This is a genomic window from Streptomyces sp. NRRL S-378 (assembly GCF_000720645.1).
Classification (GTDB): Bacteria; Actinomycetota; Actinomycetes; order Streptomycetales; family Streptomycetaceae; genus Streptomyces.
Map to the genome: position 1 here is coordinate 164438 of NZ_JOBX01000006.1, position 22071 is coordinate 186508.

Consider the following 22071-nt stretch of genomic DNA (forward strand, 5'->3'; position numbering starts at 1 on the left):
GGCGGCGCTCGTCGGAGCGCCGCCCCCTCGGGTTTTCACGCGGGAAGAGCCGAAGGTGCTACGGGAGGACCTTCTCGATCTGCACGCTGCCGGTGCCGGCGGCGGTGCCGCGGGCGTTGAGCAGCTCGACCTGGCCGAAGAACTGACGCCCCTCGGGGGCCGCGCTGGTGACCAGGACGTTCGCCGAGACCTGCGCGGTGGCGCCGGTGGCGAGGTTCACCGCGGCGGCCTCGTCGACCTGGACGGAGCCCAGGGCGGCCGAGAAGAACACGTCGCGGTAGTCGTACGTGGTGGAACCGGCCGGGACGGCGTAGCCGATCACCTTGACGGTGTAGGTGCCCGCGGCCGGGTTGACCAGGCTCACGGCCTCCTCGGAGTCGCCGTCGGCGGCGGAGCCGACCTTGACGCCGTCCTTGTAGACCTCGAGGTCGAGGTCGGCGCCGGTGTCGGACACCTTGCCGATCGCGACGTCGAGGCGGGAGGTGCCCGCGGGAACGGCGATCTCGGTGGTGTGGGTCTCACCGTTCGCGATGGTCGGCTTGGCGACCTTCGCGGAGCCGAGCGGCCCGCCCTTGAGCTTGCCGCCGCTGATGGCCGCGGCGGCGTTCTTGACGCTCCACTGGACCGGGGCGGGGGTGCCCTGCTTCACCTCGGGCAGGACCTTGACCGCGGGGTCGAAGGCGGCGCCGAGCACGGAGACGTCCAGCTTGAACGGGTTGTCGAGCACCGGCGACGTACGACGGGCCTCGACCTCGATCTCCCAGACGCCCGGCGTCGGCTCGGGGTACGAGCGCACGTCGGGGCGGCAGGTGTTCGCCGGGTTGTCGTAGTTCGGGTAGCAGTTGGTCGTGGCCGTCGGGTCGACCGGCACGCCGTACGGGTGGATCGCGATGAAGCGCGTCTGGGCGCCGGCCGCGAGACTGCTGAGGGCGACCTCCAGGCTCTTGGCGCCCGGCGGCACGGTCACGAAGTACGACTTGTGCGAGTTGCGCTGCACGGTGGAGGACTCGGACAGGGAGAACGCCGGCGCGGCCAGGGGGGCGGAAGCCACGACGGTCGTCAGGATCTGCTTGTCGATGCCCTCGGTGGTCTCGTCGTCCAGCTGCAGGATGCCGCTGTGGACGCCGGCCGTCTTGGCGTTGGCCTCGACCTTGATGGTGACGGGCTTGTTCAGCGGCAGCGTGACGTAGTCGTAGCCGCCGATGATCTTGAAGGTGCCGTCGTTGTTGCGCCAGCTCAGGTCGTGCCGGGTGCCGTACTTGACGCCCGTGGTGCGGGTGACGACGACGTTGTAGACCTTCTTCTGGCCGACCTTGAGGCCGCCCTCGCGGTCGTACAGGCCGGTGCCGAAGCCCGGGGTCTTCAGGAACTGGTCGATCGCGGTGTCGACCGGGGCCTTGACCGTGAACTCGTTGGCCTTGGCGTCGCGCTGGATGGACTCCCACGCGCCCTTGACGTCGATCAGACCGGAGCCCTGCGCGTGCGCGGGGACGCCGTCGATCTTCTTCGCGGAGCTGGTGAGCGCGACCCGCAGGGAGGCCGGGGTCAGCTTGATGCCCTGCTGCTTCGCGGCCGAGATCAGCAGCGCGCTCGCGCCCGCCGCCTGCGGCGAGGCCATCGAGGTGCCCTGGAGCATGCCGTAACCGGCCGGCAGGCCGTAGCCGGCCTCCTTCACCGGCGCGCCGGGCAGCCAGGTCTGGATGGTGTTGATGGCCGCGCCGGGGGCGCTGATGGTCGGCGTGAAACCGCCGTCCTCACGCGGACCGCGCGAGGAGAAGGGGAACATGTTGTACTTCGTGCTCACGCCGGAGCCGTAGTTGGCGGCCCACGTCTCCTTGGAGACCGAGGCACCCACGGAGATGACCTTGTCCGCGAGGGCCGGGTCGCCGATGGTGTTCACACCCGGACCGGAGTTGCCGGCCGAGATGACCAGCTGGACGCCGTAGGTGTCGACGAGGTTGCGGTAGAGCTCGGCGCGCGCGTTGTTGCCGTCGTTCAGCGCCGGCAGGCCGCCGATCGACATGTTGACGATGTCCACGCCGCGGTTGACGACGAGGTCGATCATGCCCTCGGTCAGCGCGATGTTGGTGCAGCCGCCGGACCAGGAGCAGGCGCGCGAGGAGACGAGCTTGGCGCCGGGCGCCTCACCGTTCATCTTGCCGCCGAAGAGGCTGTTGGCGGCGGTGATGCCGGCGACGTGCGTGCCGTGCTCGGACTCGATGATGCCGATGTTGACGAAGTCGGCCTTCTTGCCGACCCAGTCCCCGCCCAGCGGGTCCATCGGGACGTCCTTGCGGATCTCGATCACGAACGGGATCCGCTCGGCGACCTCGGTCGCGGGGTTGTCCGTGCCGAAGTAGCCGATCTGGTAGCCGTCCTTGTACGGCTTCATCGGCTCGTTGTTCGTGAAGTCGCCGTCCTGGTCGGTGTCGACGCGGACGGTGCCGGCGGCGGCGTCGTAGAGCATGCCGAACCGGTCGGTGGTGTCCCCGTCCCGGTTGACGTCGCCCGCCATGTCGCCGGTGGCGGTGATCGACTCGCTGAACCGGCTCCACTGGAAGCTGCCCTCGGGCGCCTTCCAGCTCTGGCCGCCCGCGGTGAAGGCGCCGCCCGCCGAGGTCACCGGGGTGATCTGGGCGCGCCAGGTGCCGTCGTTGTCGGTGATCGGGTCGGTGGCCGTCACCCAGTCGACGATCTTGCGCTCGCCGGTGGTGGTCTTCTGCAGGGCCGGGTGGCCGAGGTCGACGCCCGAGTCCATGATGCCGATGGTCACGCCGCGGCCGTCGGCCTGCGGGTTCTGCTCGACGAAGTCGACCGCACCGGTCTCGAAGGACGGGTTGTACGGGTTCTTCGCCGGGGTGTTCTTGTCCGGCGCCGCGTACGTCTCGGCCGCGGTCTTCTTGACCGTGCCGCTCTCCCGGCCGGCGTCCGGACGCGGGTCCGGCAGCTGGATCTCGTGACGCAGGTCGATGCCGTGCACCGAGGACAGCTTGGCCGCCGCCTTCAGCGCGGCCTCGGCCTGGCCCGTCGGCAGGGTGGCGCGCACGTAGCCGAGGTTGTCGTACGTCCGGCCGACCGAGGCGCCCTGGACGGCGTCCAGCTGGTCGGCGACCTGCTTGGTCTGGCCGGGGGCGGTCGCGACCATGACGGTGACGTTCGCGTCACCCTTGGCCTTGGCCTCCTGGAGCAGCTCGACATCGGCCGAACCGAGCTTCTGGTCGGCGGACTTGACCGCGGGCGAGGTGCCCGGGGTGTCCGCGGCGGTCGCCGCGAACACGGGCCCGGCGCCGGTCGCCGCGAGGGCGGCGACCAGGCCGGCCGCGGCCGCGACGCGCGCGACGCGTCTTGCCCCGGGTATGGAACTGGGGGATTCGAGGGTCATCAGCATCCCTGGTAAGTGAAAGATACGGTCCGGATTTCGGTGCCGGATGACCGGTCAGCTTTCCTCAACCGACTGGTCTTTGGGGAGGGATGTCATCGACCGAGACCTGTCGTGGCGGACATCCGCCAGCGCGGGACTTCCGCCAGTGAGGCCGTATCCGGGCACAGTGGTGCGAACCGCAGGTGCTGAAGAGTTGACTTATCGACTTAGTGGCCCCAAGTCCGCACCGAGGTGCAGTCGTTCCCCGGTGCGGGTGTGACAGATTTCGAGCGGTCAGCGCTCGCGCGTGCGCGCGTAATGGCGCGATGCCTTCACCCGGTTTCCGCAGGCGGACATGGAGCACCAGCGCCGGGTTCCGTTGCGCGAGGTGTCGTGGAAGTGCAGGACGCAGGTTTCGGAGGCGCACTTGCGGATCCGGTCGGGCGCGGATTCCAGCAGTTCCAGGTAGTTCCGGGCGGCCGTCCAGGCCGGACCCCAGGTGCGGTCGTCGAACTCGGCGCGCTCGCCCGGGCCTTCGGCGGTCAGGGTGGCGCGGATGCGCCCGTGCTCCAGTACGGCGTCCACCAGGGCGCGCGCGCTCTCGTCGGCGGGGTCGGCGACCGCCCGGGCGAGTGCCTCGCGGGCGGTCATCAGGTGGACGAGGGTCGAGGCGTCGGCCCGGAAGCGGCCGGCCAGCCCGGCGGACTCCAGCCAGACCGCGAGCCCTTCGACCCGGCTCAGTCCGAAGGCCCCGGCGAAGAGGTCGAGGGGCTCGCCCTCCTGCATCCAGCGGGTGTTCAGCAGGTCGAGGGCGATCGGCTCCCCGGTCAGGGGCCGCGGGTCCGCCGTCGTCATGTCCGTCTCCTCGCTCGCTAACCCCTCAAGGGTACGTGAGTGGTTGACGTCCCCTGCTCTAACCTCTAAATTGGATTTAGAAGGTTAGAACTCGTTGAACGGCCTCTGGGGAAGGACCCGTCATGACCACCGTCATCAGCAAGCTCCGCACCGGACACGTCGGCCTGAACGTCACCGACCTGGAGCGCTCGCTCGCCTTCTACCGGGACGCCCTCGACTTCCAGGTGCTGGGGGAGGGCAAGGAGGAGGACCGCCGCTACGCCTTCCTCGGCCGGGACGGCGAGCTCGTCCTCACGCTCTGGCAGCAGGCCGACGGCGCCTTCGCACCGGCCGCGGCCGGACTGCACCACCTGGCGTTCTCGGCCGGCGCCATCGAGGAGGTGCGCGCGTACGAGGAGCGGCTGCGCGGCCTCGGCGTCGACTTCGCCCACGAGGGCGTCGTCGCCCACGGCGAGGGAGCGGCCTCCGGCGGCATCTTCTTCCACGACCCCGACGGCACCCGCCTGGAGATCTCCGTGCCGACCGGCGCCGAGGATGCCCCCGCTCCCACTGCGGGGGCGCCGACCTGCGGGTTCTTCTAATGGGCAGCGTCTACCACTGGGGGTCGCTGGCGGTGCAGGAGCGGGTCGGCGTGCGCGGGCCGGCCGAGCACGTCGGCCGCTCGATCGGTACGGACATCCGCGACGTCGCAGCGGCCTTCCTGGAACTCCAGCCGCACCTGGTCGTCGGGGCCGCCGACGGCGCCGGCCGGATGTGGGCCTCCCTGCTCACCGGGCCGCCCGGTTTCGTACGGGCCACCGGGGCGCACCGGGTCGCCGTCACGGGCGGTCCGCCCGCCGGCGACCCGCTCGCCGGGGCGCTGGCCACGGCCGGGACCCGGGTCGGGACCATCGCGCTCGATCCGCGCACCCGGCGCCGGATGCGGCTGAACGGAACCCTCACGGCCACCGCGCGGGGCTTCGCCGTCGAGGCCGAGCAGGTCTTCGCCAACTGCCCGAAGTACCTGCAGAAGCGGCAGCCGCTGGAGCTGGTCGCGGACGGGGCCGGCGTGGTGCGCCGCGGGGACGCGCTCACCCCCGGCCAGGTGCGGACCGTCCGGGGCGCCGACACCTTCTTCGTCGCCACCACGGCGGAGGGGGACGGTGTCGACGCGAGCCACCGCGGCGGCCTGCCGGGCTTCGTGGAGGTGCTCTCCCCGGTCGAGCTGGCCTGGCCGGACTACGCCGGGAACGCGATGTTCCTGACCCTGGGGAACCTGATGACCGACCCGCGGGCCGGGCTGCTCTTCCCGGACTGGGAGAGCGGGGCCGTCCTCCAGCTCAGCGGCCGGGCCCGGACGGAGTTCGCGCCCGACGGCGGCCGCCGCACCCGCTTCCGCGTGGAGTCGGTGGTGGAGGGGGTGCATCCGGGGCGGCTGCTGTGGAGCACCCCGGAGTACTCCCCTCACCTGGGGAGCACCACCAGGTAGGCGGCGGGCTCCCGGACGTCCGAGGCCGTCAGGGCGGTGCGGATGACCGCGGCCTGCTGCTCGGGCCAGTCGCGGAGCTTGCGCGGGGTGATGTGAAGGACGGTCACCCCGAGCCGCTCCAGCGTCTCGCGCTTGCGCACGCACTCGGACCACTCCTCGTCCTCGCCCTGGCGCGGGACACGGGTGTCGATCTCCACGGCCACGGAGTGCTCGGGCCAGTACGCGTCGACCCCGCCCAGATGCGGCCCGCCGGGGATCCGCAGGTCCACGTTCCAGACGGGGTCGGGGAGTTCGCAGCCCCGCACGAGGTGGTACAGCCGGTCCTCGGCGATGGCCCGGCCCTCCGCCAGGAGGGACTCGACGGCGTCGACCACGTGCGGCCGGTTCAGCAGCCGGGCCACCGTCAGCTCCCTTACGACGGCACCCGGTTCGCAGTGCCCGCTGCGGACGGCCTCGCTCAGCAGCCGGCGTACGGTGCCGGCATCGGAGAGCTGCGCGACGGCGTCGGCGACCGCCCGGGCGACGGGCGCGACGGGCAGGCCGGTGACCTCCTGGGACCGGGGCGCGGCGTGCACCCGCACGATCCGCACGTCACCGGTGGACCGGAGCCGCCGGATGCCCGGCACCAGCACGTCGATGTGCGGGAGGGCGAGCAACGAGGGCGCGGAGGCGAAGCGGTACAGGGCCAGGGCCGCCAGCCCGGTGATCATGGCCTCGCCCCCGCCGCGCCGGCCCGCGTACAGCAGCGCGGCGTGCAGCCGTTCCTCGCTGGTCGCCGGCCCGGAGTGGAGCAGGAACACGCCGGGCAGGATCTGCTGCCAGGGCCGCCCGGCGGCCTCGGAGGCGCTCACGCCGTGCTCGCGCAGCTGTGCGAGGGTCAGCACGCGGGGGCGGTTGCCGGTGAGGTGGGCGAGGGGGAGGGGTGCGTTGTGGTTCATGACGCGGTGATTCCCTCAGGCCATGGCCTTGCTAACCCCTGTTACACGCTCGTCGGCAAATCCGGACAAGCTGGGGCTAAAGTACGGGCGTTCGACTGCCGATAGCCTGCGGCGCTGCGGCCCCGGCACCAGGGCTCTGCCCGGACCCCGCGCCTCGGACACCGACGAGGCTGGTTCTTCCAGCCCGTCCGGCGTTCGAGGACCGGGTCCGGCCAGAGCCCGGGTCGGTCAGCCGGCCGCCGCGTCGCACCGCTGCGCGGCGAGGGCCCTGGCGAGGTCGTCGCGGGACTCCAGCACCAGGCGGCGCAGGGCCGGGGCGGCGTCCTCGTGCCCGGCCAGCCACGCGTCCGTGGCCTCCAGCGTGGCGGAGTCACCCTGCAGCGAGGGGTAGAGCCCCTTCACGATGTCCATCGCGATCTGGATCGACCGGTCCGCCCACACCCGCTCGATCACCTCGAAGTAGCGGCCCGCGTGCGTGGCCAGCAGGCCGCGCTGCGAGGGCTGCTGCATGCCCGCGATCGTCGCCTCCACCAGCGCGTTGGACAGCGCGTCCGACTCGACCACCGCAGCCCACGCCTGGTCCTTCACCGCCTGCGAGGGGCGCGCCGCCAGGCACCGGACCTGGTGCCGCTTGCCCGACGCGGTGTCGTCCCGGGCCAGTTCGGCGGCGATGACGCCCTCGTCCACCGCCCCGTGCGCGGCCAGCGGCAGCAGGAAGTCCCAGCGCAGCTCCTGGTCCACGTCGAGCCCGTCGATCCGCGCCGACCCCTCCAGCAGCCCCACCAGCAGCTGGAAGTCGCCCTCCGTCGCCGCGCTCGCGGCGAAGAACCGCGCCCAGGTCAGCTGGCCCTCCGAGCCGGGCTCCGCCACCCGCAGCTCGTGCAGCGCGCCCGCCGCCAGGTCCCGGCCGCCCTGCTCGCGCCGGTCCGGCGCCATGTAGTGGGTGACCGCGGTCTGTGCCTGCGCGTGCAGCTGCTGCAGCACGCCGACGTCCGTCTCCCGGCCGGCGTGCGCCAGGACCAGCGAGACGAAGTCGCGCGCCGGCATCAGGCCGTCCCGCGTCAGGTTCCACAGCGCCGACCAGCTCAGCGCCCGCGCCAGCGGATCCGTCAGATCGCCCAGGTGCGCGCGCAGCGTGGCCAGCGAACCCTCGTCCAGGCGGATCTTGCAGTAGGTGAGGTCCTCGTCGTTGACCAGGACCAGGTCGGGCCGGTCCTGCCCGGCCAGCTCCGCGATCACCGAACGGGCGCCGGAGACGTCCGCCTCGGCCCGCGCGTAGCGGACCAGCGCACCGTCCGGCTCCAGCCGGTACAGGCCGACGCCGATCCGGTGCGGCCGCAGCTCGTCGCCCTCCTGCACGACCGCGAGCTCGGTGATCCGCCCGGCCGCGTCGTAGGTCACCACCGGGGTCAGCGCGTTCACGCCCGCCGTCTGGAGCCAGGCCCGCGACCACTCGGTCATGTCCCGTCCGGACACCTCGCCGAGCACCGACAGCAGGTCGTCCAGCGTGGTGTTCCCGTACGCGTTGGCCTTGAAGTAGCGGCGTGCGCCCTCCAGGAACGCCTCCCGGCCGACGTAGGCGACGAGCTGCTTGAGCACGGCCGCGCCCTTGGCGTAGGTGATGCCGTCGAAGTTCAGCTTCGCGTCCTCCAGGTCACGGATGTCGGCCGTGATCGGGTGCGTGGACGGCAGCTGGTCGGCGCGGTAGGCCCATGCCTTGCGGTTGTTGGCGAAGGTCACCCACGCCTGGTCGAAGCGGGTGGCCTCGACGAGTCCGAAGGAGCCCATGAAGTCCGCGAAGGACTCCTTCAGCCACAGGTCGTCCCACCACTTCATGGTGACCAGGTCGCCGAACCACATGTGCGCCATCTCGTGGAGGATCACGTTCGCGCGCCGCTCGTACGAGGCCTGCGTGACCTTGCCGCGGAAGATGTACTCCTCCCGGAAGGTCACCATCCCGGGGTTCTCCATGGCGCCCAGGTTGTACTCCGGCACGAAGGCCTGGTCGTACTTCCCGAAGGGGTAGGGGTAGTCGAAGATCTCGTGGAAGAGGTCGAAGCCCTGCTTGGTGACGAGGAAGATGTCGTCCGCGTCGAAGTGCCTGGCCAGCCCCTTGCGGCACATCGCGCCCAGCGCGATGGTCAGGTCCCCGCGGGTGTAGGTGTCCGTCACGTAGTGGTAGGGCCCCGCCACCACGCAGGTGATGTACGTGGAGATCGGCGCGGTCTCGGCGAACCGCCACACGGAGCCCTCGCGGGACTCCTCGGCGCCGTTGCTCCACACCTGCCAGCCCTCGGGCGCGGTCACCTCGAAGCGGTAGGGCGCCTTCAGGTCCGGCTGCTCGAAGTTCGCGTACACGCGCCGGGCGTCGGCCGGCTCGTACTGCGTGTACAGGTAGACCTCGCCGTCCTCCGGGTCCACGAAGCGGTGCAGGCCCTCGCCCGTCCGGCTGTAGGCGCAGTTCGCGTCGACCACCAGGACGTTCTCGGAGGCGAGATCGGCCAGGGCGATCCGCGACCCGTCGAAGACGGCGGCCACGTCCAGCGCCCGCCCGTTGAGGGTGACGGAGTTCACCGAAGGGGCGATCAGGTCCGCGAAGGTGGCGCCGCCGGGGACCGCGGCCCGGAAACGGACCGTCGTCACCGAACGGAAGGTCCGCGGGCCCTCTGCCGGCTCGGCCTCGTCCACCGCCGACCTGATGTCGAGGACGACCTCGTACCCGTCGACGGACAGCAGCTCGGCCCGCTCGCGGGCCTCCTCGCGGGACAGATTCTCTCCGGGCACCTGCACTCCTTCGTGCGTGATCGCGTTCTTGGGTCGAATCCTCGCACGAGGGGAATGCGGGCGACGGTGTCCTGGTTGGCCCCGGAGGACATGCGCCGTTGATGCCCTTTTCCCGCCTGAGACCGACACCGAGGAGAGACATGACCGAGACCCAGGTGCGCGAGAAGACCCCGGTCGACTTCTGGTTCGACCCGCTCTGCCCTTGGGCCTGGATGACGTCCCGTTGGATGCTGGAGGTCGAGAAGGTCCGCGACGTCGAGGTGCGCTGGCACGTGATGAGCCTCGCCGTCCTCAACGAGAACAAGCTCGACGAGCTGCCCGAGGTCTACCGCGAGCTGCTCGGCCCCAAGGGCTGGGCACCCGTGCGCGTCGTCATAGCGGCCCAGCAGAAGCACGGCGACGAGATCACCGGCAAGCTCTACACCGCGCTCGGCACCCGCATCCACAACGAGGACAAGGGCCCGACCCGCGAGGTGATCGCCGAGGCTCTGGCCGAGGTCGGCCTGCCGGCCGAACTGCTCGCGTACGCCGACTCCGACGAGTACGACGAGGTGCTGCGGGCCTCGCACAACAACGGCATCGACCGCGTGGGCCAGGAGGTCGGCACCCCGGTGATCTCCGTCCCGGGCGCCGACGGCGAGGGCGACGTCGCCTTCTTCGGTCCGGTGGTCACCCCGACCCCGCGCGGCGAGGCCGCGGCCCGGCTGTGGGACGGCACCCTGCTCGTCGCCTCCACGCCCGGCTTCTACGAGATCAAGCGCACCCGCACCAAGGGACCCTCCTTCGAGTAGCCCGTACGGCGAAGACACAGAAGACCCCCGTGAGTCACGTCCTCACGGGGGTCTTCTGCTGGACACGCCCGCCGGTGAAGGGTGAGAAGACGATCACGAGGCGGACGGGCTCGGGGGTGCGATCAGCCCTTGACGGGGATCAGCAGCGGGGTGTTGGCCTTGGCGTCGGCGTACCGCTTGGAGACGTCCTGCCAGTTGACGACGTTCCACATCGCCTCGATGAAGTCCACCTTCTGGTTCTTGTACTGCAGGTAGAAGGCGTGCTCCCAGGCGTCGAAGACCAGGATCGGGGTGCTGGCCACGCCCACGTTGCCCTGGTGGTCGTAGACCTGCTCGACGACCAGGCGGCCGCTGACGGGCTCGTACGCGAGCACGCCCCAGCCGGAGCCCTGGGTCGCGGAGGACGCGAAGGTCAGCTGCTTCTTGAACTTCGCGAAGGATCCGAAGGACTCGGTGATCGCGTCGGCCAGGTCGCCCAGGCCGTCGGCCGCGGTGGGCTCGCCGCCGCCCTCACCGGTCTTCGGGCTGGCCATGTTGTGCCAGTAGATGCTGTGCAGGATGTGGCCGGAGAGGTGGAACGCGAGGTTCTTCTCGAGGCCGTTGAGCGCGCCCCAGTTCTCCTTGTCGCGCGCCTCCGCCAGCTGCTCCAGCGTGTTGTTGGCGCCCGTGACGTAGGCCGCGTGGTGCTTGTCGTGGTGCAGCTCGATGATCTGCGGGTTGATCACCGGCTCCAGCGCCGCGTAGTCGTACGGAAGCTCAGGAAGCGTGTAGATGGCCATGCGTGTTATCCGGTCCCCTCGGCGTGCCAATCGCTTATTGCAATCAATGCGCAACTGCACGCTAGCAGTATCTATTCCGCCTCACACGTAAGGGTCACCTCTGTACAACGCAGGTGGGCCCCGTGCGTTCGCACGGGGCCCACCTGCGGTCGAGGGGCGTCAGCGGGCGGCGGGCGCCCTGCGCTGCAGCAGGTATCCGGTCGCGGCGAGGGCGACGGTGAGTCCGCCCGTGAAGATCACCTGGACCCGGGTGTCCTCGCCCAGCGCCATCAGCACCAGGACCCCGGCCACCCCGGCCAGCGCCACCCAGGTCAGGTACGGGAAGCCCCACATCCGCACGACGAGCTTCTCCGGGGCCTCGCGCTCCAGCCGGCGGCGCAGCACGAACTGCGAGACGGCGATGAAGCCCCAGACCACGAGGATGACGCCGCCGACCATGTTCAGCAGCCAGGCGAACAGGGTGTCCGGGTACCAGTACGACAGCAGCACGGTGACGAAGCCGAAGCCGGAGGAGGCGAGCACCGCCCGGCGCGGCACGCGGCCGGTGACCTTGCCCAGCGCCTTGGGGCCCTGGCCGCGCGAGACGAGCGAGTGGGCCATGCGGGAGGAGCCGTAGATGTTGGCGTTCATCGCGGACAGCAGGGCGATCAGGATGACCACGTTCATGATCTCACCGGCCGCCGGGATGCCCAGGTGGTCCAGGGTGGCCGCGTAGGGTCCCTGCTCGGTCACCTTCGGGTCGTTCCACGGCAGCAGGGTCACGATGACCAGCATCGAGCCGACGTAGACGACGGCGATGCGCCACATGGTGGTCCGCACGGCCCTGGCCACGCCCTTGACCGGGTCCTCGGATTCGGCGGCCGCGATGGTGACCGTCTCCAGTCCGCCGTACGCGACGACCGAGGCGAGCAATCCGACCAGCAGGCCGTCGACCCCGTTGGGCAGGAAGCCGCCGTCGTGCAGCAGGTTGGCGGTACCGGGCGCGCCGGTGCCGGGGAGCAGGCCGAGGACGGCCAGCACGCCGAGGCCCAGGAAGAGGCCGATGGCGCCGATCTTGAGGGCGGCGAACCAGAACTCGAACTCGCCGAAGTGGGAGACGGCGGCCAGGTTGGAGCCGCAGAACAGCGCCATGAAGACCAGCACCCACATCCACGACGGGGTGCCCGGGAACCAGCCCGCCATGATGTGCGCCGCCCCGATGGCCTCGATGGCCACGCCCACGCACAGCAGCGTCCAGAACATCCACCCGGCGGTGAACCCGGCCCACGGACCGATCGCCCGCTCCGCGTGCACCGAGAAGGAGCCGGAGGCGGGGTTGGCGGCGGACATCTCGCCGAGCATCCGCATCACGAACATGACGAGCAGTCCGGACGCGGCGTAGGCGAGCACGATCGAGGGGCCCGCCGCGGCGATGCCGGCTCCGGAGCCGACGAAGAGTCCGGCGCCGATGACACCGCCGAGGGCGATCATCGAGAGGTGGCGCTGCTTGAGGCCGTTGCCGAGCGGGGATCCGGCGTCGGTCCGCGGTGCTTCGGGCGGTGTCAGGGTGCTCTGGCTCATTGCGGGTGTGCCTGTCCGGTTGTACGGGGGGACGTGATGAGGTGCCCCAGTCTCACCCCTGTCCGATCTTCGGATGGTCGGCGTCCGATATTCGGACAGTCGAATGACCGGCCGTGATCACACCCGTACGCTGCCGACAGGGCGCGGGTGACGCGACGACAGGAAACGAGGGGCGACCGAATGGACCACGGCGTAAGGGAATTGGCCGCCACGGGCCGGGGGGTGCTCGTCACCGGGGCCTCCCGGGGGATCGGGCGGGCCGTCGCCACCGCCTTCGCCGAGCAGGGGGACCGGGTCGCGGTGCACTGCACGTCCCGGCAGGCGGACGCCGAGCGCACCCTCGCGGACCTCCCGGGCGAGGGCCACGTCCTCGTCACGGCGGACCTCGGCGACCCGGCCCGCGTGGAGGCCCTCGCCGCCGAGACCGAGGAGGCCCTCGGGGGCATCGACGTCCTCGTGAACAACGCCGCCGTGATGCTCGCGCACCCGCTGCCCACCACCTCGTACGCCGACTGGCAGGAGGCCTGGCGCATTACGGCCGCCGTCAACCTCTTCGCCCCTGCCAACCTCACCCACTGCGTCGCCCGCCGCATGATCGACGGCCGACGGGAGGGCCGCGTCGTCAACATCGGCTCGCGCGGGGCGTTCCGGGGCGAGCCCGACCACCCCGCCTACGGCGCCACCAAAGCGGCCCTGCACGCGCTCGGGCAGTCCCTCGCCGTCTCCCTGGCCCCCCACGGCATCGCCGTGGCCTCCGTGGCGCCCGGTTTCGTGGCCACCGAACGGGTCGCCGGGCGGCTCGAAGGGGAGGAGGGCGAGCGGATCCGGGCGCAGAGCCCCTTCGGCCGGGTCGGCACGCCGCAGGAGGTCGCCGCCGCCGTGCTGCACCTGGCCTCGCCCGCGGCGCGCTGGAGCTCGGGCACCGTGCTCGACGTCAACGGAGCCTCGTACCTGCGCACCTGACCCGCGAAGGCCCCCGCGCCGGGTGCGCGGGGGCCTTCGCGGGTGGGCCGTGGACAGCGGCCGAGGACCGGCGGGCGGTCAGGTCTTCGGGCTGCGGCGCTCCCGCAGCTCGCGGACGCCCGCCACGGCGAGGACCAGCAGGGCGGCGCCCGTGGACCACAGCAGCTGCGGGCGCGCGGAGTCGTCGAACAGCATCAGCACCAGGACCGCCGCCATTCCGGCCAGCGCGGCCCAGGTGGCGTACGGGAACAGCCACATCGGCAGGACCAGCCGCTCGGGCATGTCCCGCTCGATCCGGCGGCGCAGCTTCAGCTGCGAGACCGCGATGAGCGCCCACACGAACAGCAGGACGGCGCCGACCGCGTTGAGCATGTAGAGGAAGATCGTGTCCGGCCACAGCAGGTTGAGGACCACCGAGACGAAGCCGAAGGCCACCGAGGCGAACACGGCGCGGCGCGGCACGCCACCGCCCGAGACCTTCAGCAGCGACTTCGGCGCCTCCTCGCGCTCGGCGAGCGAGAAGATCATGCGCGAGGACCCGTACAGGTTCGCGTTCAGCGCCGACAGCAGGGCCACGAACACCACGATGTTCATGATCTGGCCGGCCCCGGGGATGCCGATGGAGTCCAGGACGGCGACGTACGGGCTCTGCCCCGGCTCCAGCGAGTCCCACGGCAGCAGGGTCACGATGACGACCATCGAGCCGACGTAGAAGAAGAGGATGCGCCACACGGCACTGCGCACCGCGCGGGACACCGAGCGGGCCGGGTCGTCGGACTCGGCGGCCGCGATGGTGACGACCTCCAGGCCGCCGAAGGCGAAGATGACGGCCAGCATGCCCGCGACCACGCCGCCGAAGCCCTCGGGGAAGAAGCCGCCGTGGCCGGTCAGGTTGGCCATGCCGACCGGATCCGTGTCCGGGAGCACGCCGAAGATCGCCAGGGTGCCGAGGATCAGGAAGAGCACGATCGCGCCGACCTTGAGGGCGGCGAACCAGAACTCGAACTCGCCGAAGTTCTTCACCGCCGCCAGGTTGCTCACGGTGAAGACCACCATGAAGAGCAGCACCCAGACCCACTGGTCGACCGAGGGCACCCAGCCGTTCGCGATCTTCGCGGCGCCGGTGGCCTCCACGGCCAGCACCACGACCAGCAGGAACCAGTACAGCCAGCCCGCCGAGAAACCGGCCCAGCGGCCGAGCGCCCGCTCCGCGTAGACGGAGAACGAGCCGGAGGCGGGCATCGCGGCCGACATCTCGCCCAGCGCGCGCATCACCAGCATCGCGAGGACGCCGGCGAGGAGGTAGGAGCAGATGATCGCGGGACCGGCGATGCCGATGCCGGCGCCGGAGCCGACGAAGAGGCCGGCGCCGATCACGCCGCCGAGCCCCAGCATGGTCAGGTGGCGCTGCTTCAGGCTGTGGCTGAGGGGTTCCGCGGGCAGGTCGCCCGTCGTGGGAGGTGCGTCTGGCAGGCGCTCACGCATGAGGAGTGCTCGTACTCTCGTTCGGCCCAGCGGTGGTGAGGACTCCGCCATTGGCTTGGCAGGATCCAACAGTCTCGCTGAGTGGCGGTCGTCCGTGCAAAACGGACGTGTTGTCGGATGTTGCTCGTGACGAGGATCACGCCGCACTGATCAGAGGGGTGGGCTTTGTCCGGTCCCCACCAACAGGGGGAGCGGGGCTTTGTTCCGGGCGGCGGTGGGGCGGCTGCGGACCCCGCACTAACGTCGGTGATCGTCCCGACCCCCACCACTGTGCGGAGCCACCTCATGAGCACTGCTTCCGTCTCCCTCCGGCCCGGCGCCGTCCTCGCCGACCTTTTGCCCGCGAGCCGCGTGCGCGACATCGCGCTCGTCGTCGGCGGTGCCGCCCTGACCGGGATCGCCGCGCAGATCGCGGTGCCGGTCCCCGGCTCCCCGGTCCCCGTCACGGGCCAGACCTTCGCCGCGCTGCTCGTCGGCACCGCCTTCGGGGCCCGCCGCGGCTTCCTCTCGCTGGCGCTGTACGCCGTGGTCGGCATGGCCGGCGTGCCGTGGTTCGCGGGCGGGACCTCCGGGGCCGGCGGCGCCTCCTTCGGCTACGTCCTCGGCATGGTGCTCGCCGCCACCGTCGTCGGCGCCCTGGCGCGGCGTGGCGCCGACCGCTCGGTCCTGCGTACCGCGGGCACGATGGCGCTCGGCTCCGCCGTGATCTACGCGGTGGGCGTGCCGTACCTGATGGCCGCCACCGGGATGTCCCTGGGCGCGGCCGTCGCGGCGGGCCTGACCCCGTTCCTGGTCGGCGACGCCCTCAAGGCCGCCCTCGCGATGGGAGCCCTGCCGGCCGCCTGGAAGCTCCTCGGCCGCCGCGGCTGACCCGGTCCCCCCCCCCCCGTAGCGCCGGAGCCCGGCCCGCCTGACGAGGCGGGCCGGGCTCCGGCGTGTGTACGGGGCGCGATCGGGCGGTCAGCCCTAGACGGCGGCGCGCTTGCGGCGCAGGTCCAGGACCACACCGACGGCCACGACCAAGCCGGCGACCAGGGTGGACAGGGTGACCACCTCGCGGTTGGCGTCGTCCACGAACATGTAGCCGATCACGAACATGATCAGTGCGGCGGTGGCCCAGGTCAGCCACGGGAAGAGCCACATCTTCACGGTCAGCTTCTCCGGGGCCTCGCGGACCAGGATCCCGCGCATCCGCAGCTGGGTGAAGCAGATCACCAGCCAGACGAAGAGCGCGATGGCGCCGGAGGAGTTCAGCAGGAAGTTGAAGACCGTGTCCTTGAAGGCGTAGTTGAAGTAGACGGCGACGAAGCCGAAGACCGTGGAGCCGAGGATCGCGGCGACCGGGACACCGTTCTTGTTGACCTTGGCGAACGCCTTGGGGGCGTCGCCGCGCTCGCCGAGCGAGAAGGCCATGCGGGAGGCGGTGTAGAGGCCGGAGTTCAGGCAGGACAGCACGGCGGTCAGGACGATGACCTCCATGATCGTGCCGGCGTTCGCGATGCCGATCGAGTCGAGGGCGGCGACGTACGAGCCCTTCTCGGTGATCGACTTGTCGTTCCAGGGGAGCAGCGTCAGCACGACGAAGATCGAGCCGAGGTAGAAGACGCCGATGCGCCAGATGACGGAGTTGGTGGCCTGCGTGACCGCCTTGCGGGGGTTCTCCGACTCGCCGGCGGCGAGCGTGACGATCTCGCTGCCCATGAAGGAGAAGACGACCATCAGCACACCGGTCAGGACGGCGCCGTACCCGTTGGGGAAGAAGCCGCCGGTGTCGGTCAGGTGCGCGAAGCCCGCGCCGGGGTTGTCGGAGCCGGGCAGGACGCCGAAGACGGCCAGCATGCCGATGACCACGAAGGCGCCGATGGCGACGACCTTGATGCCCGCGAACCAGAACTCGAACTCACCGTAGGAGGCGACCGAGCCGAGGTTGGTGACGGTCAGGACCGCCATCACGATCAGCGCCCAGGCCCACTGCGGGACGGCCGGGATCCAGTTCTCCAGGATGGCGGCACCGGCGGTGGCCTCCACCGCGAGGACGACGACCCAGAAGAACCAGTAGAGCCAGCCGATGGAGAAGCCGGCCCAGCGGCCGAGCGCCCGGTCGGCGTAGGCGGAGAAGGAGCCCGAGTTCGGGCTGGCGGCGGCCATCTCGCCGAGCATCCGCATCACGAAGACCACCATGGCGCCGACGAGGGCGTAGGAGATCAGGATGGCGGGACCGGCCTTGGCGATGCCGCCACCGGAGCCGACGAAGAGACCGGCGCCGATGACGCCGCCGATGGCGATCATGGACAGGTGGCGGTTCTTGAGACCGGCCTTCAGACCGTCGGAGGGCAGGCCGCCGTCACCGGGGTTTCCGGTGGGGTCGCCTGCCTTCTGAAGGGTCGTCGTGGAGCTCATGGACGGATCCTTAGGTTCTCGGGTTGCGAGCCCCGGCATTCAAACCTGAGATGAACGCAGGACGGAAGACCTCAATCCGGATCGTTGCGTTGGGACGAACCTCCAGGACCGACGTCCCGCCGTGTCCCATCTGCGTTCTTTGGGTTTACTTGAGCTTTAGAAGTGACTTACGCGACACCCGCTGCGGGCTGTCGGGGCTCCTCGTGCCACACTCGACCCATGCGCGTGTACCTCGGATCCGACCATGCCGGCTTTGAGCTCAAGAACCACCTCGTGGACTGGCTCAAGAACAACGGCCACGAGCCCGTCGACTGTGGCCCCCACATCTACGACGCCGTGGACGACTACCCGCCCTTCTGCCTTCGCGCCGCGGAGAAGACCGCCGCGGACGAGGGCAGCCTCGGCATCGTGATCGGCGGCTCCGGCAACGGGGAGCAGATCGCCGCGAACAAGGTCAAGGGCGTGCGCGCCATCCTGGCCTGGAGCGTCCAGACCGCCCAGCTCGGCCGCGAGCACAACAACGCCAACGTCATCTCCGTCGGCGGCCGCATGCACACGCAGGACGAGGCGGTCAGCTTCATCGAGGCCTTCCTGGCGACCCCGTACTCCGGCGAGGAGCGGCACACCCGCCGCATCGACATGCTCTCCGCCTACGAGCAGACGGGCGAGCTCCCCCCGATCCCGGCCCACCACCCGCAGGGCTGATCCCGCTTCCGGCCGTGCCGCTCCCGCCGGGGGTGGCACGGCCGTTCCATTCCTCCGAGGAGTCCGCCGTGCCCGAGGGGCATACGATCCACCGCCTCGCCCAGGACCACGGCGAGCGGTTCGCCGGGCGGCCGGTCACCGTCAGCAGTCCGCAGGGACGCTTCGCCGAGAGCGCGGCCCTGCTCGACGGACGGACCCTGGACGGTGTCGACGCCCACGGCAAGCACCTCTTCCTCGGGTTCGAGGGGGACCAGTGGATCCACATCCACCTCGGCCTCTTCGGCAAGCTCGGCTTCGGCGGCGCCCCCGCCCCGCCCGCGACCGACACGGTCCGGCTGCGACTGCTGAACGCGGACCACTACGCCGACCTGCGCGGCCCCACGGCCTGCGCGCTGATCGGCGAGGGTGAGAAGAAGGCGATACACGACCGGCTCGGCCCGGACCCGCTGCGGCCGGGTGACGACCCCGACCGCGCCTGGGCCCGCATCTCCCGCTCCCGCACGACCGTCGCCGCGCTGCTCATGGACCAGAAGGTGGTCGCGGGCGTCGGCAACGTCTACCGCGCCGAGGTCCTCTTCCGGCACGGCATCGACCCGTACCGTCCGGGCAAGGACCTGCGGCGCTCGGAGTGGGACGCCCTGTGGGCGGACCTGGCCGCACTGATGCGCGAGGGCGTGCGCAACAACCGCATCGACACCGTGCGCGACGAGCACCTTCCGGAGGTGATGGGCCGCCCGCCGCGCGTCGACGACCACGGCGGAGAGGTGTACGTGTACCGGAGGGCGAACATGGCCTGCCACATCTGCACCACCGAGATCCGCACGGCGGACCTGGCGGCCCGCAACCTCTTCTGGTGCCCGGGCTGCCAAGCGGGCTGAGGCGGACAGCGGGGGCAGGGGGTCGCAGGGGGCCGTAGGGGGCATCCCGCCCATCGGCCGGCAAGGGGCGCATCTCCAGAGCCATGCGCCCATCCCTACCAGGGCATTCCGCACCACCGGGTAGGTTTTCGGGCACCTCGCGGCTTCCGGTCCGGGGGTACCCCTGCGCATTCACAGCCAGCATGGATAGGGTCCCGAATCAATGGCCGGAGCACGCGTGGAGACCTTTCTGGCCCGGATGCGCATGCGGTCGCACCGGGGCCGCACCGCCCTGCGCAAATCCGCCGTCGACTACTTCCGCGGCGACGCCTCCGACTGGCTCGCCTTCGTCGGACTGCTGCTCACCGTCCCCGCCATCGCCTGCGGCACGATCATGCTGCCCGTCTGGTTCTCGCCGGCGGCGCTCGTGCTGCCGATCGTGGCCGGGGGACTGCTGCTGCGGCCCGCCAGCCTCCTCGCCCTGTACGCCGCCTCCGCGGCAGCACTGATCGTCGAAGCCGTCGTACTCGGCCCCTACACCCAGGGCCCGGCGCGGGTCACCCCCGGCACCGTCCTGGTCGTCGCCGCCTGCGGGTTCTTCGGACTGCTCATCGCGCAGTTCCGCAGCCGCGTCGGCGTGCCCTGGCGGCGCGGCGGCACCATGCTCTTCGACCTGCGCGAACGCATCCGCGTACAGAGCAAGCTGCCCGCCCTGCCCCGCGGCTGGCACCGCGAGATGGCCCTGCGCCCCGCCGGCGGCCAGTCCTTCTCCGGTGACTTCGTGGTCGCGGCCCGCACCAACGGCGGCCGCACCCTGGAGATCGTCCTGACCGACGTCTCCGGCAAGGGCATGGAGGCGGGCTCCCGGGCCCTGCTGCTGTCCGGAGCCTTCGGCGGACTGCTCGGCGCACTGCCGCCCCACGGCTTCCTGCCCGCCGCCAACGGATACCTGCTCCGCCAGGACTGGGACGAGGGCTTCGCCACCTCCATTCACCTCGTCCTGGACCTGAACACCGGCGACTACGAACTCCTCTCGGCCGGTCACCTCCCCGCCCTCCAGCTCTGCGCGGGCACCGGCCGCTGGCAGGAGAAGTCCGGCGAGGGCCCGCTGCTCGGCGTCTACGACGGAGCCGAGTTCACCCCCGCCCGCGGCAACCTCCGCCGCGGCGACGTCCTGATGCTCTTCACCGACGGCCTCGTCGAGACCGCCGACCGGGAGATCAGCGAAGGCATCGACCGCCTCACCGGCGAAGCCGACCGCTACGTCTCCGCCGGCTGGGAGGGTGCGGCCTGGCACCTGATCGAGAAGGTCGCCAAGGACGTCAACGACGACCGCGCCCTCCTCCTCATCCGCCGCTCCCCCTGAAGCCGTGCCGGGGCCGGATCCGGGTCCGGGTTCGGGTTCGGGTTCGGGGTGGAGCCGGGGTGGGGCCAGCCCCACCCGCAGGACCCCGGGCCGCTCCATGGCCGCCGCCCCGCCGTGATCCGTAGCGTCGGTGCCACGATCAGGACGGCTCCGAGAGGCGGCACACCAGGGGACTGCGACGGCGCGGGCGGACGGACGGACGCGAACACCGCGGCGGGGGAGCGGGCCCCCACGGCCGCTGCCGTGGAACTGCGCGGCGTACGGCGCTCCTACGGGCGCGGGGCGTCCGCCGTGCACGGGCTGCGCGGCATCGACCTCAGCCTTCCGCGCGGCAGCTTCACCGCCGTGATGGGCCCCTCCGGTTCCGGCAAGTCCACCTTCCTCCAGTGCGCCGCCGGACTCGACCTGCCCACCGAGGGCTCCGTCCGCCTCGGGGGGACCGAGATCACCGGCATGGGCGAGAACGCGCTCACCCAGCTGCGCCGCAGCCGGCTCGGCTTCGTCTTCCAGGACTTCAACCTGCTGCCCAACCTCACCGTCGAGCAGAACGTGCTGCTGCCGATGCGGCTCGCCGGTGGCCGCCAGGACCGGGCCCGCAGCGGGCCGTCCGTGTCCGGTGTCAGGTCCAGGCCGGCCGAGGCGGCCACCCGGTCCGCGACCCCGGACACGGTCAGCCCGTCGGTGGCCAGGTGCTGGGCGAACTCCGGCGCGCGCAGCGCCTCCAGACACCCGTCGAGCCGCGCCACGGCAAAGCTCTCCCGCTTCAGCCCCAGGCCCAGCCCCCGCTCGCGCAGCCGCCGCAGCACCGTCTCCCGTTCCGCCAGCAGCGCGAAATGCCGTACGTCGTGGCCGCGTTCCCGCAGCCGACCCACGGTCTCCGCGAAGCAGACCGGCTCCGTGACGGTCATCGGCACCAGCACCGCGCCGGGATGCCGCCGCGCTGCGAGGTCCAGTACCTCGAACACCCCCTGACGCCAGGCCGGAAGGTCCTGGAAGTCCCCGCGCAGGGCGGGCGGCAGCATCCGGTGCAGCCCGAACCCGACGTGCTCGGGATCGCACACGACGCTCCCGGGGAGCCGTCGGCACATCTCGTACGCTGTCTGGGTCTTGCCGCCACCGAAGGGCCCGTTGAGCCAGACGATCACCGGGCGACCGCCGTCCAGGCGCTGATCCCCAGTCTCCCCGTGTTCCCGAGGTCGAACGGCCGGGCCGGCCGCAGCCACAGCCGCGGCGCTCCGGGCCGTGGTTCGATCTCCAGGACCGGCACCGTCGTGGCCGGCACCGCCGCATCGTTGACGAGGTTGCGCCACACCACCGACCAGGCGGCCGCCTGCCCCGGCGCCAGCGTCACCCGCTGCGGCGCCGCGTCGATGTCCGGCACCCCCGTGGTGATCCCCGCCGAGCCGTGCTCCACCGAGACGTCCAGCAGCTCGTTGCGGCCGTCCCGCAGCCCCACCTGCGGGTAACCCTCCAGCACGTACGCCCCCGTACCGCAGTTGATCAGCTGGAAGCCCTCCACCCGCAGCCCCATCGCCGCGTCCCCGCCCGTCTCGACCAGCCGGACCCCGCCCTCGGGGCAGGCCGGGGCGGAGGACGGCTCGGGCGTGGGGGCGCCCCGGTTCGGCGCGCCTCCCGTACCCGGCTGCGCCGACCGGGCGTGCGGTTCGGAGACCGGCCCCGGCGCGGCCCGCGGCGCCGGCGGCGTACCGCACCCCACGGCCCCCACGAGCACCCCCGCGGCCACCGCGCCCCCGACCAC

Annotated in this window: 17 protein-coding genes and 2 pseudogenes; 9 read left to right on the top strand and 10 right to left on the bottom strand. The window is 71.5% G+C overall.

What is annotated here, in order from left to right; all coding sequences use genetic code 11:
• Positions 1-58 precede the first annotated feature (58 nt).
• Both IH80_RS0106440 and IH80_RS0106445 read right to left on the bottom strand, forming a co-directional pair.
• On the bottom strand, positions 59-3382 hold the full coding sequence (locus IH80_RS0106440) for a S8 family serine peptidase (RefSeq protein ID WP_030958427.1): 3324 nt from the start codon (positions 3380-3382) through the stop codon (positions 59-61).
• Between the two features lie 273 nt (positions 3383-3655).
• The gene (locus IH80_RS0106445; protein WP_030958429.1) at positions 3656-4216 is read right to left on the bottom strand and encodes a CGNR zinc finger domain-containing protein; all 561 of its coding nucleotides are present in this window, start codon (positions 4214-4216) and stop codon (positions 3656-3658) included.
• Between the two features lie 122 nt (positions 4217-4338).
• Here IH80_RS0106445 and IH80_RS0106450 point away from each other — a divergent pair, with 122 nt between their 5' ends.
• Together IH80_RS0106450 and IH80_RS0106455 are read left to right on the top strand one after the other, a co-directional pair.
• Complete coding sequence (locus tag IH80_RS0106450; RefSeq protein WP_030958432.1) at positions 4339-4797, top strand: VOC family protein; 459 nt, start codon at positions 4339-4341, stop codon at positions 4795-4797.
• Entirely contained in the window at positions 4797-5684 is an 888-nt protein-coding gene (locus IH80_RS0106455; RefSeq protein WP_030958433.1) for a pyridoxamine 5'-phosphate oxidase family protein, read from the top strand. Before IH80_RS0106450 ends, IH80_RS0106455 begins: the two co-directional genes overlap by 1 nt.
• Here the strand turns inward: IH80_RS0106455 and IH80_RS0106460 are convergent.
• Both IH80_RS0106460 and pepN read right to left on the bottom strand, forming a co-directional pair.
• Positions 5660-6622, bottom strand: coding sequence for a hypothetical protein (locus IH80_RS0106460; RefSeq protein WP_030958435.1), 963 nt, complete (start codon positions 6620-6622; stop codon positions 5660-5662). The genes IH80_RS0106455 and IH80_RS0106460 overlap by 25 nt on opposite strands.
• A gap of 228 nt (positions 6623-6850) precedes the next feature.
• Complete coding sequence (gene pepN / locus IH80_RS0106465) at positions 6851-9406, bottom strand: aminopeptidase N (RefSeq protein ID WP_030958436.1); 2556 nt, start codon at positions 9404-9406, stop codon at positions 6851-6853.
• Between the two features lie 140 nt (positions 9407-9546).
• Between pepN and IH80_RS0106470 the strand changes: the two genes are divergently transcribed.
• Entirely contained in the window at positions 9547-10197 is a 651-nt protein-coding gene (locus tag IH80_RS0106470) for a DsbA family protein (RefSeq protein ID WP_030958437.1), read from the top strand.
• A 122-nt stretch (positions 10198-10319) separates the two neighbouring features.
• Here the strand turns inward: IH80_RS0106470 and IH80_RS0106475 are convergent, their stop codons facing one another.
• Both IH80_RS0106475 and IH80_RS0106480 read right to left on the bottom strand, forming a co-directional pair.
• The gene (locus IH80_RS0106475) at positions 10320-10976 is read right to left on the bottom strand and encodes a superoxide dismutase (RefSeq protein ID WP_030958438.1); all 657 of its coding nucleotides are present in this window, start codon (positions 10974-10976) and stop codon (positions 10320-10322) included.
• A 159-nt stretch (positions 10977-11135) separates the two neighbouring features.
• Positions 11136-12536 (bottom strand): amino acid permease, encoded by a 1401-nt coding sequence (locus tag IH80_RS0106480; RefSeq protein WP_030958441.1) that lies wholly within the window; start codon positions 12534-12536, stop codon positions 11136-11138.
• A 180-nt stretch (positions 12537-12716) separates the two neighbouring features.
• On the opposite strand from IH80_RS0106480, the gene IH80_RS0106485 reads away from it, so the two are divergent.
• Positions 12717-13499 carry an SDR family NAD(P)-dependent oxidoreductase gene (locus IH80_RS0106485; protein ID WP_030958444.1) on the top strand — a complete coding sequence of 261 codons (783 nt, stop codon included), beginning with the start codon at positions 12717-12719 and terminating at the stop codon, positions 13497-13499.
• 78 nt (positions 13500-13577) lie between these two features.
• On the opposite strand, the gene IH80_RS0106490 is transcribed toward IH80_RS0106485, so the two are convergent.
• Positions 13578-14984: an amino acid permease gene (locus IH80_RS0106490; RefSeq protein ID WP_037879029.1), complete on the bottom strand. Its 1407-nt coding sequence runs from the start codon at positions 14982-14984 to the stop codon at positions 13578-13580.
• A gap of 285 nt (positions 14985-15269) precedes the next feature.
• Between IH80_RS0106490 and IH80_RS0106495 the strand changes: the two genes are divergently transcribed.
• Complete coding sequence (locus tag IH80_RS0106495; protein WP_030958446.1) at positions 15270-15854, top strand: biotin transporter BioY; 585 nt, start codon at positions 15270-15272, stop codon at positions 15852-15854.
• 96 nt (positions 15855-15950) lie between these two features.
• Here the strand turns inward: IH80_RS0106495 and IH80_RS0106500 are convergent, their stop codons facing one another.
• Positions 15951-17384 (bottom strand): amino acid permease, encoded by a 1434-nt coding sequence (locus IH80_RS0106500; RefSeq protein ID WP_030958447.1) that lies wholly within the window; start codon positions 17382-17384, stop codon positions 15951-15953.
• A gap of 219 nt (positions 17385-17603) precedes the next feature.
• Between IH80_RS0106500 and IH80_RS0106505 the strand changes: the two genes are divergently transcribed.
• The 4 genes and pseudogenes from IH80_RS0106505 to IH80_RS41875 all read left to right on the top strand — a co-directional run.
• Positions 17604-18089, top strand: coding sequence for a ribose-5-phosphate isomerase (locus IH80_RS0106505; protein WP_030036244.1), 486 nt, complete (start codon positions 17604-17606; stop codon positions 18087-18089).
• A gap of 68 nt (positions 18090-18157) precedes the next feature.
• Positions 18158-18967: an Fpg/Nei family DNA glycosylase gene (locus IH80_RS0106510; RefSeq protein ID WP_030958450.1), complete on the top strand. Its 810-nt coding sequence runs from the start codon at positions 18158-18160 to the stop codon at positions 18965-18967.
• Positions 18968-19169: 202 nt separating this feature from the next.
• Positions 19170-20312 (top strand): PP2C family protein-serine/threonine phosphatase, encoded by a 1143-nt coding sequence (locus IH80_RS0106515; protein ID WP_030958452.1) that lies wholly within the window; start codon positions 19170-19172, stop codon positions 20310-20312.
• A gap of 138 nt (positions 20313-20450) precedes the next feature.
• Positions 20451-20951 (top strand): annotated as a pseudogene (locus IH80_RS41875) (ABC transporter ATP-binding protein); the annotation flags it as partial.
• On the opposite strand, the pseudogene IH80_RS0106520 reads toward IH80_RS41875, so the two are convergent.
• Both IH80_RS0106520 and IH80_RS0106525 read right to left on the bottom strand, forming a co-directional pair.
• Positions 20900-21457, bottom strand: a pseudogene (locus IH80_RS0106520) (AAA family ATPase); the annotation flags it as partial. The pseudogenes IH80_RS41875 and IH80_RS0106520 sit on opposite strands and share 52 nt — an antisense overlap.
• Positions 21454-22071 (bottom strand): DUF4232 domain-containing protein (locus IH80_RS0106525; RefSeq protein ID WP_158943297.1); only part of this gene is annotated, 618 nt, incomplete at its 5' end. The gene IH80_RS0106525 and the pseudogene IH80_RS0106520, both read right to left, overlap by 4 nt.